Genomic DNA, 16,197 nt, shown 5'->3' with positions numbered 1-16,197 from the left:
GCGCATGGTCGGTGAATCCGCAGTGAGGGGCGCCACGCTGGCGGATGTCGCCCAGAGGGCCGGAGTCTCGCCCTCGACCGTCTCGCGCACGCTGCGCGGTCTGTCGACGGTGTCCCCGGAGACCCGGGCGCGCGTCGAAAAGGCGGCGCGCGAGCTGTCGTTCGCCATCTCGCGCAGCGCGTCCAGCCTGGTCACGGGGCGTACGGGGCGTGTCGCCGTGCTCGTGCCCAACCTCGACTCCTGGTTCCTGGGCGCGGCGCTGGCCGGTATGGCGCCCGCGCTGAACGCGGCCGGCCTGGACATGCTGGTCTACAGCGTCACCACCGCCGAGCAGCGCGCACAGTTCTTCGACCGTCTGCCGGCCCGCCGCAACGCCGACGCCCTGCTCGTCGTCAGCTTCGCGCTCTCTCCCGAGGAGCGCGCGCGCCTGGATGACCTGGGCATGCCCCTGGTCTTCGTCAGTCAGCACGAACAAGGCAGAGCCGGCGTCTACGTGGACGACGTGGAGGCCGCCCAGCGCGGCACCCGCTATCTGCTCAACCTGGGCCACCGGCGCATCGCCTACCTGGTGCCCGCGGACGCCTCGGGATTCGCCTGGAGCAGCAGGGCCCGCCTCGACGGCTATCGCACCGCCCTGGCGGAGGCGGGTATCGAGCGGGACGACGACCTCGTCCGCCATGTCGCCGAGTGGCAGGGACCGAGTCTGGAAGCGGCGGTGGGGCGGCTGCTCAGCCTCGCGGAGCCTCCCACGGCGATCTTCGCCGAGACGGACGACATCGCCTTCAGGCTCCTCACGGTGCTGCGCGGGGTCAACGTCCCGGTGCCGCAACGGATGTCGATCCTCGGCTTCGACGGTCACGCGATGTCCGAGCCGTGGGACCTCTCCACGATGGCGCAGCCCGCCCGCCGGCTGGGCGAGGCGGCGGCGGAGCTGGTCCACCGCGTGATCCACGACCCCGAGGCGTACCGGGAGCGCCACGTGGTCCTGCCTGTGGAGCTCGTCCCCAGAGGCAGTACGGGCCCGGCCCCGGCGCCGCCGTACGGTGACGAGGGTGAAGGCGCGTGACGACGGGAGCGAGGCGTGTCCGGGCGGTTTGACCTCCCGCGTCGCCTGCCGGGCGTCAGCCGAGCCGGAAAGGGCCGTCTGGAATCGGCAGGAGATCAGGAGGCCCGCTGCCGCACCGTCCGGGCCGGCCGTGACGCCCTGTGCACGTAGTAGGCGGAACGGGCCACTCCCAGCACGCGGCACGGAAACGCAACGACGTGACCTGCGGGATTACCCTCCGATGCCTTCTCCGCATCGATGAAACGACACCGCGTGGCGGCGGTGTCTACCTCATCTCGTCCTGAGAGAGGAGGCGGTCGCTTTTCCCAGAACCTCGATCGTGGCCTCCTGCTCGCGGACCTTCCGCCGCAGCCGGACCAACTCCTCACGCTCCGCTGTGGTCGAAGCCCCGGCGGGCCCCTCACCACGGTCGATCTTCGCCTGCTTCACCCACCCGTGCAGCCCCTCCGGACTCACGCCCAGATCCCTCGCGACCTCGGTGACCGTCCTCGCCGAGGACGACGCCAAGGTGACCGCGTCCCGCTCGAACCCGGCCGTATACCGCCCTGTCGTTGTGCTCTTCTCACTCACTACCTGTGTCTGCTTCCTCCACGAGCATCCGTCCCAGTGCCTCGTGTGTCCGGCATCAGGGGTCAAGGCCGGTCAAGGCCCATGCTGGTGAAGGCCAGGAAGTGGTCGCCGTCGGCGGGAGCAGGTGGGTACGACAGCGGCGCGTCCGGGTTCCGGCCGCGCCGCTGACGAGCTGTGGTCAGCCCTCGGGGGAGCCCTCGGGTCAGTGGAGCTTGTTGACGGCGGTCTTCGTCGTGGTGCGGAAGGCGGTCAGCGGGGCGTCCTCGAGGTCGCCCATCTGGCCCCAGCGGACGAGGGTGACGGTGCGGCCGTCGCGGCCGACGGAGAACAGGTGGATGTCGGAGATGCCGATCTGCGGGTCGGCGGTGTCCAGGCTGTAGACCCAGGCGCCCTCCTCGACGGCGAGCTTGCCGTGGGAGGCGCTGGCGGCCTGCAGGCCCGGGTTCTGCTGCTCCAGCAGGGGGCCGCAGCCGGCGAGGGCCCCGCGGAGGGTGTCGACCAGCTTCACGGCGTCGGCCTCGGTACGGGCGACGGTGGTGACCTGGACGCCGTTGGTGTCGAGCTCGGTGCTGAACTCGCGGTAGCGGGTGTTCTGCGCCGGGATCTTGTACGGGGCGCAGAGGACGCCGCCGTTCTCCGGGACGCCGGTGAAGACCTGGGTGGCGGTCCACGGCGTCGACGACGGCGGCATCTGGGAGGCGGCGAGGAAGGCGGGCTGGGCAGCGGCCTGCGCCGGGGCTGTGGCGAGGGCCGCGAGGCCCAGTGCGGCGGCGGCTGCGGTGGCGAGTGCGGTGCGGAGCTTGTTCATGGTGGTGGATCCCCCGTCGGGTCGTTCGTTCGGTCAGTGCTCAACCAGGGTGGGGCCGGCGCCCGCCGACTGCAACGATCACACGCCCACCAGCCGTCCCGGAACCATTCCACCCCCGCTGACGTGCAAGGACCTGAAGGATGGGACGCAGGGTCGAGGGGGATGAAATGCCGAAGGACGCCGCCGTCGAGGAGTTCGCGAGGCTCGTGCGCGCGCTGAAGGCGCGGGACGGGAGGAGTTACGAGGCGCTGGGCCGGCGGCTGAGCGTCAGCGCGTCCACCCTCCACCGCTACTGCTCGGGCGCGACCGTCCCGGAGGAGTTCGCCGTGGTCGACCGCCTCGCCCTGCTGTGCGGGGCGGACGAGGAGGAACGGCGCGCCCTGGAGGCGGCCTGGACGGAGGCGGACCGCGCCCGCCGCCGAGCGGCCGCGCCCGCGCCCACGCCTGCGCCGGCCGTGTCGGCCGCGCCGGAACCGAACCCGGACCCGTCCGCGCCGGAACCGGGTCCCGGCCCCGCCCCGGACCCGACCGCGCCGGACCCGTCCGCGCCGGACCCGTCCGCGCCGGACCCGTCCGCGCCGGACCCGACCGCCCCGGACCCGACCGCCGCGGGTCTGTCCGCCCCGGACCCGACCGCCCCGGACCCGTCCGCCGCGGGTCTGTCCGCGCCGGAGGCGCCCCGCGCCCGCCCCCGTCGTGGCGCCCCCGCTCCCCTCGTCGCCGCCGCCGTCGCCCTCGTCGTGTTCGCCCTCGCCGCCGCCCTGCTCGGCCACCCCACCCGTACGGCTTCCGCCCCCGCTCCTGCTTCCACCGCTCCGGGGCGGACCGCGGCCCCCCTCCCCTTCACCTGGAGCATCGGTTCCCAGATGTGGGAGGGCGGCTGCGGGCACACCTACCTCGTGGACCGGGCCCCCCGCGCGGTCGCCCCGCCGCCGGTCGCGGCCGACTCCGGGGCGTGGGCCGGGACGCACGGTGCCGTGCACGGCGGGGAGGCGCTGGTGCGGATCACGGTCCAGGGCCGGTCGCCGTCCGACGCCGTCGTCCTCCATGCCCTGCACGTGCGCGTGGTCGACCGCGCCGCGCCGCTGCCGTGGAACGCGTACCGGATGGACAACGGCTGTGGCGGCGCCGTCACCCCGCGCCACTTCGCCGTGGACCTCGACCGGCCGCGCCCGCTCGCGAGGCCCGTCGACGGCCTTGACGCCTCCGGCGCCGAGGTCCGGAAGATCCCGGCCGTCTCGTTCCCGTACAAGGTCACCTCCTCCGACCCCGAGGAGCTGCTGGTCTCCGCGCGGACGGCGGGCTGCGACTGCCGCTGGTACCTGGAGCTGGAATGGAGTGCCGGGGGCCGTACGGGGACGGTGCGGATCACGGACGGCGGGAAGCCGTTCCGCACGAGCGGGACCAGGGGGAGGCCGGCGTACGTGCATGACTCAGCCGAAGGGCGCTGGATCACAGACTCGGACTCCGGACAGACTGGGTGACCGATGAGTAACTTCGACGGACACAGGATGAGCAAGCGCTTAGCGACCATCTCGTTTGGCGAGTCTGCGGTAGCAGATGAGGGTGCAGGCGATGCTGGTGAAGGCCAGGAAGTGGTCGGCTTTGCGCTCGTAGCGGCGGTGGAGGCGGCGGCATCCAGCGAGCCATGCCATCGTGCGTTCCACGGTCCAGCGGTGGCGGCCCAGGCGTTGTGAGGACTCAACTCCCTTGCGGGAGATGCGGTGGGTAATGCCTCGCCCGCGTAACCATCGTCGCAGGTGGTTGTAGTTGGCTGCGCGACCAGCGTGAGGACCGGAACCGGGCTGATGCTCTCCTCGCTTTGATCGGCGAACTGGTCGAGGACTACGGGACCCGGTGACGGTCGACCGATTCGACGTTCGGAAGCCGTCGCTCCTGGTTCAAAGTCCCAGAGAAGTCCCAGGGATGCTAGCGCAGGGCGTACGAGCGCGGTGGGGGGGCGTGCGGAGGCCACTGGGGCCTGCCGCTCGTGTCCGCGGCCGCCCGTCGATCCGACGCCCCGATGTCGCAGGCAGTGGTGACCAGGCGGTGTCCTTCGACACTGCGCCTTCGGCGGCAGGCGTTGGGTGACGCGGTTCCACAGGACGGCGGAGGCACATCCTGATGGGAATGTGTGGAGCAGCGAGAGCGGCCGGCTACTCATGTGTCACACGTTGTGACATTCACCAGAAATCATGCCCCTGATTCGGTTGGATGGCATTGCCAGGTTCTGGCAGGCACAGGGCTGTGCACGAACGAGGGGGAACAGCCATGTCATCGATGTGGGATGCCGCGGAGTGCGACCAATTCCGGTCGGCAGTACTCGCCCTGACCCGGCGGCGAGTCGAGATCTATAGGGATGCAGGCGAGACATGGCGGTTCGCTGAGAGCCTGAAGTCCGTGAGCGAGGACACCGCCCAGGAGTATGAGGGCCGCACGATCCTCGAACTCCTCCAGAACGGCCACGACGCCATCGGTGAATCCGCTCCGGGAAGGATCGCCGTGCTGGCGATCCCGCACGGGGATAACGGCGTCCTTTACGTCGCCAACGAGGGGGCGGTGTTCGCCGAGGAGAACTTCCGCGCCATCACCGAGCTGGCCCTGTCGAGCAAGGCTGCGGGTGAGGGAATCGGCAACAAGGGTCTCGGTTTCCGCAGCGTGCTGCAACTGACGGACTGGCCGGAGATCTACTCGAAGTCCTCACCCGACTCCCAGGTGTTCGACGGCTATTGCTTCCGCTTCGCCAGGCCCGAGGACGTGCGCACCCTGGTGGACGCCCCGGCACTCGCGGCCCGGGTGATCGAGGACATCTCCCCGCTGGCGCTGCCGGTACCGGCCGACGCCACCGATCCCGTGCTCAAGGAACTCGCCGAGGACGGATACTCCACGGTCGTCCGGCTGCCGCTGCGCGACCGGCACGCCTGGGGGCTGGCCGTGGCGCAGGCCCGGGACATGGCGGACGGAGAGGCACCACTCCTGCTCTTCCTCGACCGGGTCACCGAACTCCTCGTTGAGGTACGCGATGGTTCCGGCACTGGTTTCCGAAGCGTTCTCTCGCGTGCCGAGTGTGCATCGGACCTGGTCGTCGCCTGTGAGAACGACTGGGTACGGGAAGTCAACCTCGCTGGGGCCGGCCGCTATTTGCTGGCACGCCGCACACTCGATCCCGAGGCCCTCAATGGAGCGATCAGCCGCAGCGTCCAGGCACGCGAGATCGACGCCGCCTGGGAGAACTGGGATGCCAAGGCATGGGTGGCGGTCGCGCTGCGCCTCGACGCGCCGCTCACCCACGGGCGCATGTACACCTTCCTGCCGATGGCTGAAGGCGTCCATGCCCCATTCTCCGGCCACGCACATGCCCCGTTCTTCACCAAGCTGGCCCGTCTCGACATCAGCGAGACGGTGACCCTGAACGCCTTCCTCCTCAACCAGCTCGCCGTGCTGACGGTGGAATTGGGCAGGCGCATCCGCTCGCAGACCCCCCACCTCCGTGCCGCGGACCTCGTGCTGGACCTCATGTGCTGGGACGAGCCGGACAGGCTGGACGCCGTCTTGAACCAGAAGCTCGCCGCTGAACCGATCGTGCCCTTGCACGGCCGGGAAGCGTGGGGTTCGCTGCAGGACTCCTTCGGATGGCGTCCCGACGGCAAGCGCTCCTGGCGCGTCCTTACCACCGAGGCACTCACGAAGACGGGAGCCGACCTGCTGACCCCGTCCGTCGGCCCGGTCCGCCACACGCGTCTGGACAAGCTGTGCAGAGCCGTCCTCTCCAGGACCTTCCGTCCTCCGGCGCTGCTGGTCGCAGAGTGGGCCGAGGCCGTGGCCCGGTCACTGCTCGGCGGTACGGAACCGGCAGGACAAGTATGGGCGGACTTCTACAGCGACCTCTCCCATGCGTTCGCCCGGGACCAGGCCGTGCTGCGGGGGCGACGCATCATCCTCACCCAGGACGTACAGCTGAGAAGCGCCCTCGGGGGCCGGACCGGGTCCGGCAGGCAGGACGCGACCGTCTTCTTCCACCCAGGGCCCGACGACATCACGGACGGCGACACCGCCACCCGAGTCCCGGGCGACCTCAAGGCACTGCGACGCCGTATCTCCTTCACCCACCCGGCGATCGCCTGGGACATAGCCGCTCGCGGGTTTCTCGAGCGCCACGAACTCGTGCGCCCCTACCAACTGGACCGCGTCTTCGATGCCCTGGATGACCTGCTCTCCGAGCATCCTTCGGAGGCGCTCAGTCGCGACGCCCTCACCTTCGCCTTCCGGCAGTACCCCCTGCTCACCCAGGCCCAGCGCCGACGGCTGGCAAGCATTCCCTTCCGGTTGCCGCTGGCCGGCACCGGCCGGTGGGACAGAGCCTCGCGCTGCTCCTTCTCACCCGCCTGGAGCACCGAGGGCGCGCGACGGCTGGAGCGGTTCCTCGCCGAGGGAGGGTCCCGGATCCCGGCTCTGGCCGCACAACGGGACCAGTGGATCAGCGGCCCCGACAACTGGCCCGCGCCGGTCCGGAATCGTGCGGACTACGCCGAGTTCCTGCAAGCTCTGGGCGTGTGTGACGGCCTGAGGCCGGGAGCCATCGGGGAACGACTTGGGGCCTGCCAGGGATACGAACTGCGGCCCTCGGGCCTTGCCATACGCCTCGAACTGGAGGATGCCCTCGCCGAAGCCTGGCCGGCCGATGTCAGGAGTGGGTGGACCAAGTTCGCACACCCGTACACGCCGTACGAGTTCGCGAAGGCGCCGGCCCACCTGGCGGGCGCGACCGAGGTCGCGGGACTCGGCTCCGCCGCCAGGCGCGAGTTCGCCGAACTGCTGATGCACGGGCTCCGCACCTGGGACGAGGAGGTGCTCACAGTCACGGTCCACAGGCCCACATACCCTTTCAAGGACGCGCACGTTTGGCCCACTCCTCTGGCCTCGTACCTCCGAAGCATGGACTGGCTCCCCGTGGAGGACCCGGGGGGCCCGTCCTTCGTCGAGCCCCGCCGGGCCTGGTTCAGCGCCGACGGCGAACTGCCGGCCTTCGTGCCCGCGCTGCCCCTGTCGACGAGGCGCCTTCTCAGTGACAAGAGTGTCGTCGAGCGGATGGTCCGGCTGGGACTCCGCAGGTGGGACGATCCGCACCACGCCGGGGCGGTGGTGAAACAGTTGGCGGATGTGCTCGACAAGGGTGACGTGCCCGAGTGCCTCAGTGTCTCCTTCAAACGTCACTACGAGCGGGCGTGGTCGGACATCGCGCGGACGGGCCAGTGGCCCTGGACAGAGGGTGAGGAAGCCCGTCTCGTGGTCGGTCGCGCTCACGTGCTCGGCACCTTCGCCCCGTCGTCCGACGAAGTACCGGTCATCGTCTGTGACGAGACGGACCCTCTGAAGGAAGCGCTTATCGAGCCGGCGGGGCATTCCGTCCTCGTAGCCCCGGCGGAGTCCGGTGACGCCGTCGTCCGCCTGGCCGAGGCGAATGGACTGAGGGCACAACGTACGTCGGCCACCCACGTGCAGGTCCGTCATCGTGACGGCGCCCCCATCATGCCGTCGGGGCAGGCGGCGGTGTTCATCAGAGGGAGGGAGTGGCTGGTCGTCGTGGTAGCACTCGCCATGGAGCTCAAGTCCGGGGCGTTCGTGCGCCGCAGCGAGCGAGGCGTTCGTGCTGCGCTCGAACGACTCCGCGCCCTCCGCGTAGTACACGCCGACGACGTGGAGATCACCGTTTCCGGGAAACCGGCCGAACCGCCGTCGTCGACGCGCGCCCTGCCGCTGCCGGACGACGAGCACCCCACGGTGGTCGTCTGGAGGAGCGAGGAAGGCTGGGACGAACTGCAGGCGGGGACGCCCGCCATCGCACAGCTGCTGGGCAGGCCGTGGCTGCAGGACGCGCTGGAACTGGTTCTTGTCAAACTGGAGCGGAGCTTCGGCGGCGTCAGTCCGACACTCGTCGACGACAGTGTCCTCGCCGCAGCGCTGGACACGACCGAGGCCAAGGTCGTGGAGATCCGGCGCAACCTCACTGGTGACGTGCAGGACACGGTGAGACTGCTCCGCCCGGTACTGGCGTGTCTGGCCGCCGATGCCTGGGATGAGGAGGTCGCGCATCTCCTTGACCGTGCGGCCGGTGAGCGTGAACTCGCCGGGATCATCGACAGGCTGGCGCCCGATCTGCCGCTGCCGTCGGCGGAGCTGGTCGCCCTGGCCCGCTCCTGCACGAAACCGGCCGAGCTCAGGGACGAACTGCGTATCGACTTCCAGCAGTTCAATGCCGCGATGGCCGCCCTCGGTCCCGGATACTCCCCGGACTACTATCCCGACCGCCATGAACAGGTCTTCGGTGAATTCGTGCGTGCCCGCTTCGGAATTCTCCTCGACCGGCTCCGCGAGCGGTACGCCGCTGCCGCTCGGCAGGGAGAGGACATCTCCGGTTACGCCGCGGCCCGCGGTCTGCACGACCTCCAGCCGGCCCCGGAGTGGCTTTCCTGCTTCATCACCCCGCCCGAAGAGGCGATGTGCGCCAGGTTGAGGGAGTGGCTCCGGGCACACGAAGCCGACGACGACCTCGAGCGGCCCACAGAACTCGAGCCCGCCGACCGACTACGCGCGCGCAACACGGCCGCAGTCGACGCGCTCGTACCGACGTTGATCCCCTTGGTGACCGCCTGGTGCCGCCGCCACGGCGTTCAGGTGCCTGCGGGATGGCATGGAGCGGTGCTGATGGAATGCAGGAGTCACATCGACGGGACCGGGCTGGGCGACCTGTTGCCACTGGGTGAGAAGCACCTGCTCGACGCGGTGGAGCTTGCCGTGGGATGGCCCGACGGAATGCCGCACGCCACGGACCCCGTGTCACTGGGCCTCACCGACAAGGACTTCGCGCAGACGGCCGCACTGTCCCAGGGCTCCGGCAGTTCCACCATCGTGGCTCCGCGTACGATCACCATCGGTGACGCCGAGATCAGGGTCGGAAGCGATCAGTTCTCCACCATCGCGGACATCGCATCGAGGACCGTGGACGAGGCATTCCTCGCCCAGTCGGGCAGGGTACGCCTGGACACCGTGGCCGGTGTGCCCAGACCGCGAAGCGGAAGCGGTTCCACCGCCAAGCCGCGCATCGTCGTCGCGAAGACGAAGCGGGCCAGTGAGGACCAGCGGTCTGCCATCGGCCTTGTCGGGGAGGTGGCGGCGCGCGCCTGGCTCCAGCGCCACTACCCCGACGTTCAGTGGGTGTCGGGCTATGCCGCCGTGATCAACGGCGACGACGAGGCTTCCGACTCCCTCGGCTACGACTTCGAGGTCGCCTGGCGTGACACCACTCGGCTGTACGAGGTGAAGGCGCTGAGCGACCCGGGGGCCGAACGGGTGGAGTTCGAGCTCGGACCGTCCGAGGTGGACGCGGCCCGCCGTCACGCCCGGAGCAACCGCTACCGCATCCTGCTGATCACCTGCGCCCTCGTCCCGGAGGAACGCCGCGTCTTCGACCTGCCGAACCCTTTCTCGGCCCAGGGACGCGACCGCTTCAGGATGGTGAGCCGGGGAGTTCGCTACCAGTGCTCGCCCCTGGGAAAGGAACGACCCTCCGGCTCGCACTGACGGAGGACCGCCGCGCAGGCCGCGCAGGAGTTGCGGGCCCTGCCCGGCGCGAGCAGGACGACAGCCGTGAGCGCGTACGGGCCCGGTCACCGGCGGTCGTCCGGGCCGCCGCCGTGCGACCGGATCGGTGGATCACCGTCTGCAGGGCACAGCCGAGAGGATCGCCGCCCGCTCCGCCGACCGCGCACGGTGCTCTTCCTCCACGACGCGGGTCTGATCGCTCAGTACTGGGACGAGGGTGGCTGTACGTTCCTGGTCACTCTCCAGGCGGCCTGGAGTCCCGCACCCAGGACCCGCACCTGGACGGTCGGCCGGTCGAGGCGCAGCGCAACGACGGGGAACTGGCCTACCTGGGCGGCAGGCGGGGGGCTTCAAACAGCCCGCGCAATTGGCCGGAAGGGACCGGCCTGTCAGAAAGACCGGCAAGAATACGGCCATGGTGGCGATCATCAAGTGCCGTGCAAATGAAGACGAGTATCTGGATTTCCTCGAAAAGCTGCACCAATCCCGTCGACACGAGTGGGAGTGGTCGTTCACGCGCGGGCGTGATCTGTGGTCCAAGGGCCGTCATCTGCTCCTGATCGCGTCCATGGACGCTGACGGGCGCTTCTATGTCACCCGTGTGGGGAAGTCCGTCCGCCGACGTGGGGCCAAGGACCAGGACCAGCAACTGCGCGTCACTCATGTGCGCCGACTACGTAGGCCTCTTCTGCTCGCCGAACTGCTCGACGGACTGACCGCGGCCCAGCGGCGCCGTCTGGTCGAGGAGGGCCACCAGAGCAAGGGGACGGGCGAGGCGATACGCGCCCGGCTCCTGCGCCTGCGGCCAGAGCTGACGGAAGCGGTCCAGCTGATCGAGGGAGCCATCGACTCCTGGGACTTCGGCGACTCGCGTGCCGCACAGGAAGTGGCACTGCAGCGCGACGCGACACTGGCCGTCACACGCATGGCAGGGATGCAGGACCCACAGCTGGCGGAGTGGGACCCGCCCGCTGAGGAGCTGTACGACGACACGGTGCCCCCGCTCTTCCTCGACATGGTGGGAGCAGCCCGCCATCCTGACGAACTGTTCGACCTGCCGGAGCAGCGTCCGCAGGACCCTCCGGCCCGTTCCGACAGGCTCAGTAATCAGCGGGCTCTTGAGGACCATCTCATCCTGCAGGACACTCGCGCGATGCACGGGTGGCTCAGCGAGGAAACCAACCATGTGGCCTGGCGCAGGTTCCGTGAGCACGGCCGCACGCTGCTGGTCGCGAACGCCAACCGCACCCAGGCGGAACAGGCCCTCGGCTGCGACATCATCTTCTACAACGTCACACGCCACAGCCTTGTCCTCGTGCAGTACAAGAAGCTCGACGCCGAAAGAGGCGGCTTCTACTACCCGACAAGTGACAGGAGCCTCGCCAAGGAGCTCAGGCGGATGAAGAGCCTGGACCGGTACGCGGAGAGGCACGCCGGTCTGTCCGACGAGCAGCGGCTGGACCCCAGCCCGAGCTGGATCAAGCTCTGCCATCCGCGTTCCGTGCTGCCGCACACGACGGAGATGATCCACGGCATGTATTTTTCCCGCCGGCAGTTCGAATCGCTGCGCGACGACGCCCGCTTGAAGGACGGGCGGGGTGGCGCCGTCCGGTTCGGCTACAAGAACGTTCCGGCCTACCTGGACAACACGTTGTTCACCCGCCTGGTGGAGACGGGCCAGATCGGCACCACCGGCACGAGTACCGACCTCGTCCGCCAGCAGGTCATCCGCAGCTTCCGAGGACAGCGCAACCTCGTGCTCGCCACGCTGAGCGGGGAGGAGGCGCCGCAGGCGGCACGGAACGCGCAGCGCAGAGCAGCTCGATGAACAGCGGCCCTGTGTGCCGCATGCCCCTCGGCTGACACCGGACCGCGGTCGCCGGGCGGGGCCCGATGTTCCGCCTCGCTACCGGGTACCGCAGCTCGGCTGCCGACCAGTCGTCCAGCCGGTAGATGTCCGGCAGGGCGATCGCCTCTCCGCTGCGCCTGGCTCCTCCAGCAGTGTCACTGTGCTCTCCAGATCCCGGGGACCGCTGCCGGAGCGCTCGTTCTTGAGCTGTTCCCGTACCTTGCTGACAGCCCGACGGTGCCTGCGCGGCCTGGGAGTTGGCCGCGACCACGTCGATCATGACCGCAGGGGAGCGATAAGGGGCAGGATGCGCGAGCTTGCCTCTGCAGTGAGCGGGACGGGCTCGTGGAGGGTGTCTGGGCGTGATAGTGAGGTAGTGAGTCGAGTACCCGGCTGGCCCCGAATCCCTCCTGGCTCGCATACGTGCAGGTCAGGAGGGGATCCACGCTACCTTTCCTCAGAGCTCTCAGATGTCCCGGAAGAAACCAGCCAGCGAGGTGGCCTGCGACGATGAGAGGGATTCGGTCGCTGACCTGGGAGAATGGTCTTTCAGTTGTTTCATGCTCGTGCCAGTTGATGGAGCCGAAAGTCCCAGAAAAGTCCCAGAGCGCTCCCACGGCTGACGGAGGCTCTTTCGGCTTCACTCGACGTGGGGCAGCGTGGCGGGCCGGGGCCGGGGCCGGGGCCGGGGCTGTGGGCGGAGGTCGGCCTTTGTTCCCCCGCCGCGATGGGCAGCTCACCTCCGCTAGCGCGGAGAAGCACGTCTGCTGGCCTACCTGGGCGCGTCGGTTCAACTTCGCCGTCTCACATCCGAAGGCGCGCAGGTTCCAATCTGTTGCTCACATGCCCTTGCGATAGCCGCGTGCCACCGGCGCCGCCGCTCGGCTTGGAGGAGTTCCTGCTCCCGGTCCGGCCGGGACCCCGGTCTTGCCCTGTCGAGCGGACCGCCGATGGGCTACTCGGAAGTCCGGATGTGCTCGACCGCCACGTGCCCCTTGTGGTGCTTCTGGACGGTCGCCGGTTTCTGTCCTCGGCGGGGGAAGGCTGGCTGGTCAGGGCTGGAGTGGGGTGTTTTAGCTGTAGTCAGAGTTGCGGCACTTGGGTGGGGTCGGGGCTGATGCGTTCGCCGCGTGCATTGAAGACGAGCAGGTTGCGTACGTCGATGAGGAGGGGGATGTGCTGGCCTCTTCGATGACGGGCGCCCGGTTCATCGCGGATGACGAGTTCTCCGATGCCCTTGCGGGTAGGGGACTGCGCCGGAGGCTCTGTGGCGCCGGGGAGCGCGGGGTGGCGGCCGAAGAGGCTGATGCGGCGGCGGAGTTGCCGCAGGACGTCGGCGGCGCTTGTGCGGGCCTGGTGGTGGGGTATGTGGTCGGAGAGCTGGGCCGGTACGTCGGCCTGCTGTCCGCCCAGTGAGAGGTGGAGCAGCGCTTCGTGGCCCTGGAACTCGGTGTGCTCGACGACCCCGGTCATGGCTCGTTCGGAGGCGGTGGCGTGTGTCTTGTCGGCTATGCGGATGGCTTCGGGACGCAGTCCGATGAGGAGCGGCTGTCCCTGGACGACGCGGAGCATCTGGTGGTCATGCGTGAGCGGGTAGGAGAGGGTGATTTTTTGGGCCCCCAAGTTGAGCGCCATGACGCCGTCGACGGGGGCGTACACCGTGCCGTGCAGCAGGTTGATCCTCGGTGTGCCGACGAACGAGGCGACGAAGGCGTTGGCGGGCAGTGCGTAGAGGGTGCGGGGGGTGTCGACCTGCTGAAGGACTCCGTCGCGCATGACTGCCACCCGGTCGCCGAGCGCCATGGCTTCGGCCTGGTCGTGGGTGACGTAAATGGTCGTCGCACCGGTGCTGCGGGTGACCGCGAGCATTTCGGTGCGCAGGCGGGCACGTAGCCGGGCGTCGAGGCTGGAGAGCGGCTCGTCCATCAGGAAGACCGAGGGGCGCCGGACTACTGCGCGGCCCATGGCGACGCGCTGGCGCTCCCCACCGGAGAGCCGGCCGGGGATCTGGTTCAGGAGGTGGTCGATGCCCAGGGTCTGGGCGACGGACTGCACGTGGGCCGTCACCTGGCCGGGGTCCTGTTTCTGAACCGCGAGGGGAAAGCCGATGTTCTGCGCTGTGGTCATGTTGGGGTAGAGCGCGAAGCTTTGAAAGATCATCGCGATATCGCGTTCGCTTGGCTGGAGATCGTTGGCGATCTTTCCGTCGAGATGCAACTCGCCCCCGCTGATGGTTTCCAGGCCGGCGATCATGCGCAGCAGGGTGGACTTGCCGCATCCGGAGGGGCCGAGCAGGACGAGGAACTCGCCGTCCTCGACGGTCAGGGAGAGCTGGCGCACGGCCCTTTGCCGGTTGGGGTAGGTCTTGGTGAGGTCGTGAAGGGTGATGGTGCTGCCCACGGGTGCTCCTGGTACGTGTCGCGCTTGGCGGGAGAAGAGAGGGGCCGGTCAGGGGGTGAGTTCGGCGGCGGCGACGTGGAGGCCGGCGGCGACCAGGACGATGTTCTTGATGACGTACTGGCCTTCGAGGGTGGGAACAGCCGCGGTGTGCCAGGCGGCGTCGGGCAGTAGGAGCAGCGAGAGGAAGACTCCGGTCATGTGGAGGAAGAAGGCTGCCAGGGCCCAGCGGAGCAGGAAGCCGGTCAGGAGCGCGAGCCCGATGCCCGTCTCCAGGACCGCGAGCAGGAGCAGGCAGACCGGGTCGGGGATGAGTCCGATGGTTAATTCGGTCATGGCGCTGATGGCGAAGTTCTCGGCCGCGCTCGCGCCGGGGAAGAACTTCAGGGCGCCGAACCAGCAGAAGATCAGGCCGATGCAGACGCGCAGGACGAGGGTGCTGATCCGCGTGTAGCGGTACGCGTGGGCTGCGAGGCGGTTCCGCAGGGGCTGCTGTGTCCCCAACGTCGAGGTGAGTGAGCGGTTGGCGCGGGCGGGCTTCTCGCTGGGGTGGTGGTGGGAGGTATTGGTCATCATTGATCCTCCGCTGGAGAAGGCCTCGGACAGCCGGGGCGCTGGGCGTCCGGCGGTGGCTGTTGGCCGGCCCAGGGTCCTACGGAGTCGAGAGGGGACGAGCCCCGCGGGAGGCACTGCTTCCCGCGGGGTCCCGGGTCAGCCGGTCCCGGTCAGCTGAAGTTGACGTCGCTGCACAGGAAGTACTTCTGGTCCATGTGCGATGCCTTCCAGACCGTCACCACGACGTGGCGTCCGCTGTAGCCGGAGGTACTGACGTCCGTGACGTAGTGCGGCTGGTAGGGGTACCTGCCGGTCTTCTTCACCAGCTCGAGGTCGTCCCACCCGATCAGCTGGTACTCCGGGTTGAAGCCCTGCTTGGTGACGTAGACCTCGAGCCAGTCCGCACCGTGTCGTGCCTCGTCGTAGAGGTCGATGGTGAAGTCGGAGCCGATGTTGGTCATCTTCCACGGTCCGGGGCGGTCGAGGGGACGGTAGTTCGTCTCGCCCTGGCCGCCGGCGCTGCAGATCTGGCCGTTGGGGACGACCTGCTTGTAGTTGTCGCCGGTGTTGTTGGCGTAGACGGCCTTCCACGCGCCGATGGCGTTCGCGTTCTCGTGGTAGGTCCGGTAGCACATGGGGTCCTGGGACTCGTTGGGCTCGGTGTATCCCCAGCGCTGCAGGCAGCCGTAGTTGCGGGTCTCGGGGGTGATGACGGTGCCGTGTGCGGAGGCCGTCGGTGCCTGGATGACGCCCAGGAGTGCGGTGGCCAGTAAGGCCGAGCTCAGCGCGACGACGCGGGAGAGCGTTGCGGGTATGCGGTTCATGGTGCTCTTCCTCTGTGTGTGTGGAGATCACAGGCCGATCCCCGACCAGTGATTTAGGTGTACATGACAGCTTGTGGTGCGGTCAGGCGTTGCTCAGGTGGGTGCTCACCTCCTCTCGCCGGCGCGCGAGCCGGTTCAGTAGGGCGGCCAGGGACCACTGGCCGGGGCCGAGGGCGGCGATGAGCAGGAAGGCCCAGCAGAACAGCACGGCGCTCTCGCCACCGTTCTCGATGGGGAGCAGCCCGTCGCCCTGGTGGTTGACGAAGTAGGCGTAGGCCATGGACCCGGAGCACAGAAGTGCTGCCGTGCGCGTGCTCAGTCCGATCAGCACGAGTACTCCACCGATCAGCTGGATCACCGCGGCCCACCAGCTGGGCCACTCCCCGGTGCTGGGCATCGCGCCGTGCGGGCCGCCCAGGACGTTGAAGAGGGTGGCGGCTCCGTGGCAGGCGAAGAGCAGGCCGGTCACGATGCGGAAGAGGCTCAGGATGGGCTGTTCGAACCTGGCTGCTGGCATGTGCCGCAT

10 protein-coding genes and 1 pseudogene are annotated in these 16,197 nt (G+C 69.0%); 4 read left to right on the top strand and 7 right to left on the bottom strand.

What is annotated here, in order from left to right; all coding sequences use genetic code 11:
- The first annotated feature begins 4 nt into the window (after nucleotides 1-4).
- Nucleotides 5-1,066, top strand: coding sequence for a LacI family DNA-binding transcriptional regulator (locus ACIRJR_RS00155; RefSeq protein WP_403771369.1), 1,062 nt, complete (start codon nucleotides 5-7; stop codon nucleotides 1,064-1,066).
- Between the two features lie 270 nt (nucleotides 1,067-1,336).
- On the opposite strand, the gene ACIRJR_RS00150 is transcribed toward ACIRJR_RS00155, so the two are convergent.
- Both ACIRJR_RS00150 and ACIRJR_RS00145 read right to left on the bottom strand, forming a co-directional pair.
- Nucleotides 1,337-1,636 (bottom strand): transposase, encoded by a 300-nt coding sequence (locus ACIRJR_RS00150; RefSeq protein WP_403771366.1) that lies wholly within the window; start codon nucleotides 1,634-1,636, stop codon nucleotides 1,337-1,339.
- Nucleotides 1,637-1,838: 202 nt separating this feature from the next.
- Complete coding sequence (locus tag ACIRJR_RS00145; protein WP_403771363.1) at nucleotides 1,839-2,444, bottom strand: hypothetical protein; 606 nt, start codon at nucleotides 2,442-2,444, stop codon at nucleotides 1,839-1,841.
- Nucleotides 2,445-2,611: 167 nt separating this feature from the next.
- On the opposite strand from ACIRJR_RS00145, the gene ACIRJR_RS00140 reads away from it, so the two are divergent.
- On the top strand, nucleotides 2,612-3,928 hold the full coding sequence (locus tag ACIRJR_RS00140; protein ID WP_403771361.1) for a helix-turn-helix domain-containing protein: 1,317 nt from the start codon (nucleotides 2,612-2,614) through the stop codon (nucleotides 3,926-3,928).
- Between the two features lie 39 nt (nucleotides 3,929-3,967).
- Here the strand turns inward: ACIRJR_RS00140 and ACIRJR_RS00135 are convergent.
- Nucleotides 3,968-4,207 (bottom strand): annotated as a pseudogene (locus ACIRJR_RS00135) (transposase); the annotation flags it as partial.
- 637 nt (nucleotides 4,208-4,844) lie between these two features.
- Between ACIRJR_RS00135 and ACIRJR_RS00130 the strand changes: the two are divergent.
- Together ACIRJR_RS00130 and ACIRJR_RS00125 are read left to right on the top strand one after the other, a co-directional pair.
- Complete coding sequence (locus ACIRJR_RS00130; protein WP_403771358.1) at nucleotides 4,845-10,025, top strand: sacsin N-terminal ATP-binding-like domain-containing protein; 5,181 nt, start codon at nucleotides 4,845-4,847, stop codon at nucleotides 10,023-10,025.
- 589 nt (nucleotides 10,026-10,614) lie between these two features.
- Nucleotides 10,615-11,874 carry a hypothetical protein gene (locus tag ACIRJR_RS00125; RefSeq protein ID WP_403771355.1) on the top strand — a complete coding sequence of 420 codons (1,260 nt, stop codon included), beginning with the start codon at nucleotides 10,615-10,617 and terminating at the stop codon, nucleotides 11,872-11,874.
- 1,104 nt (nucleotides 11,875-12,978) lie between these two features.
- Here the strand turns inward: ACIRJR_RS00125 and ACIRJR_RS00120 are convergent.
- The 4 genes from ACIRJR_RS00120 to ACIRJR_RS00105 all read right to left on the bottom strand — a co-directional run bounded on the left by ACIRJR_RS00120 (nucleotide 12,979) and on the right by ACIRJR_RS00105 (nucleotide 16,188).
- Nucleotides 12,979-14,295: an ABC transporter ATP-binding protein gene (locus ACIRJR_RS00120; protein ID WP_306103182.1), complete on the bottom strand. Its 1,317-nt coding sequence runs from the start codon at nucleotides 14,293-14,295 to the stop codon at nucleotides 12,979-12,981.
- 48 nt (nucleotides 14,296-14,343) lie between these two features.
- On the bottom strand, nucleotides 14,344-14,865 hold the full coding sequence (locus tag ACIRJR_RS00115; RefSeq protein WP_306103181.1) for a DoxX family protein: 522 nt from the start codon (nucleotides 14,863-14,865) through the stop codon (nucleotides 14,344-14,346).
- A gap of 152 nt (nucleotides 14,866-15,017) precedes the next feature.
- Entirely contained in the window at nucleotides 15,018-15,671 is a 654-nt protein-coding gene (locus ACIRJR_RS00110; protein WP_306103180.1) for a lytic polysaccharide monooxygenase auxiliary activity family 9 protein, read from the bottom strand.
- Between the two features lie 82 nt (nucleotides 15,672-15,753).
- A complete protein-coding gene (locus ACIRJR_RS00105) occupies nucleotides 15,754-16,188 on the bottom strand; it encodes a DoxX family protein (RefSeq protein WP_306103179.1) in 435 nt (144 codons plus the stop codon).
- Nucleotides 16,189-16,197: the final 9 nt, after the last annotated feature.

The sequence above is a fragment of the Streptomyces sp. NPDC102402 genome (assembly GCF_044765765.1).
GTDB lineage: Bacteria > Actinomycetota > Actinomycetes > Streptomycetales > Streptomycetaceae > Streptomyces.
This window is presented reverse-complemented; position numbering and strand designations above follow the sequence as displayed.

Coding starts and splice junctions, on each gene's coding strand:
- ACIRJR_RS00155 (WP_403771369.1), top strand. CDS start 5: ATGGTCGGTGAATCCGCAGTGAGGGGCGCCACGCTGGCGGATGTCGCC.
- ACIRJR_RS00145 (WP_403771363.1), bottom strand. CDS start 2,444: ATGAACAAGCTCCGCACCGCACTCGCCACCGCAGCCGCCGCCGCACTG.
- ACIRJR_RS00140 (WP_403771361.1), top strand. CDS start 2,612: ATGCCGAAGGACGCCGCCGTCGAGGAGTTCGCGAGGCTCGTGCGCGCG.
- ACIRJR_RS00125 (WP_403771355.1), top strand. CDS start 10,615: ATGGACGCTGACGGGCGCTTCTATGTCACCCGTGTGGGGAAGTCCGTC.
- ACIRJR_RS00115 (WP_306103181.1), bottom strand. CDS start 14,865: ATGACCAATACCTCCCACCACCACCCCAGCGAGAAGCCCGCCCGCGCC.
- ACIRJR_RS00110 (WP_306103180.1), bottom strand. CDS start 15,671: ATGAACCGCATACCCGCAACGCTCTCCCGCGTCGTCGCGCTGAGCTCG.
- ACIRJR_RS00105 (WP_306103179.1), bottom strand. CDS start 16,188: ATGCCAGCAGCCAGGTTCGAACAGCCCATCCTGAGCCTCTTCCGCATC.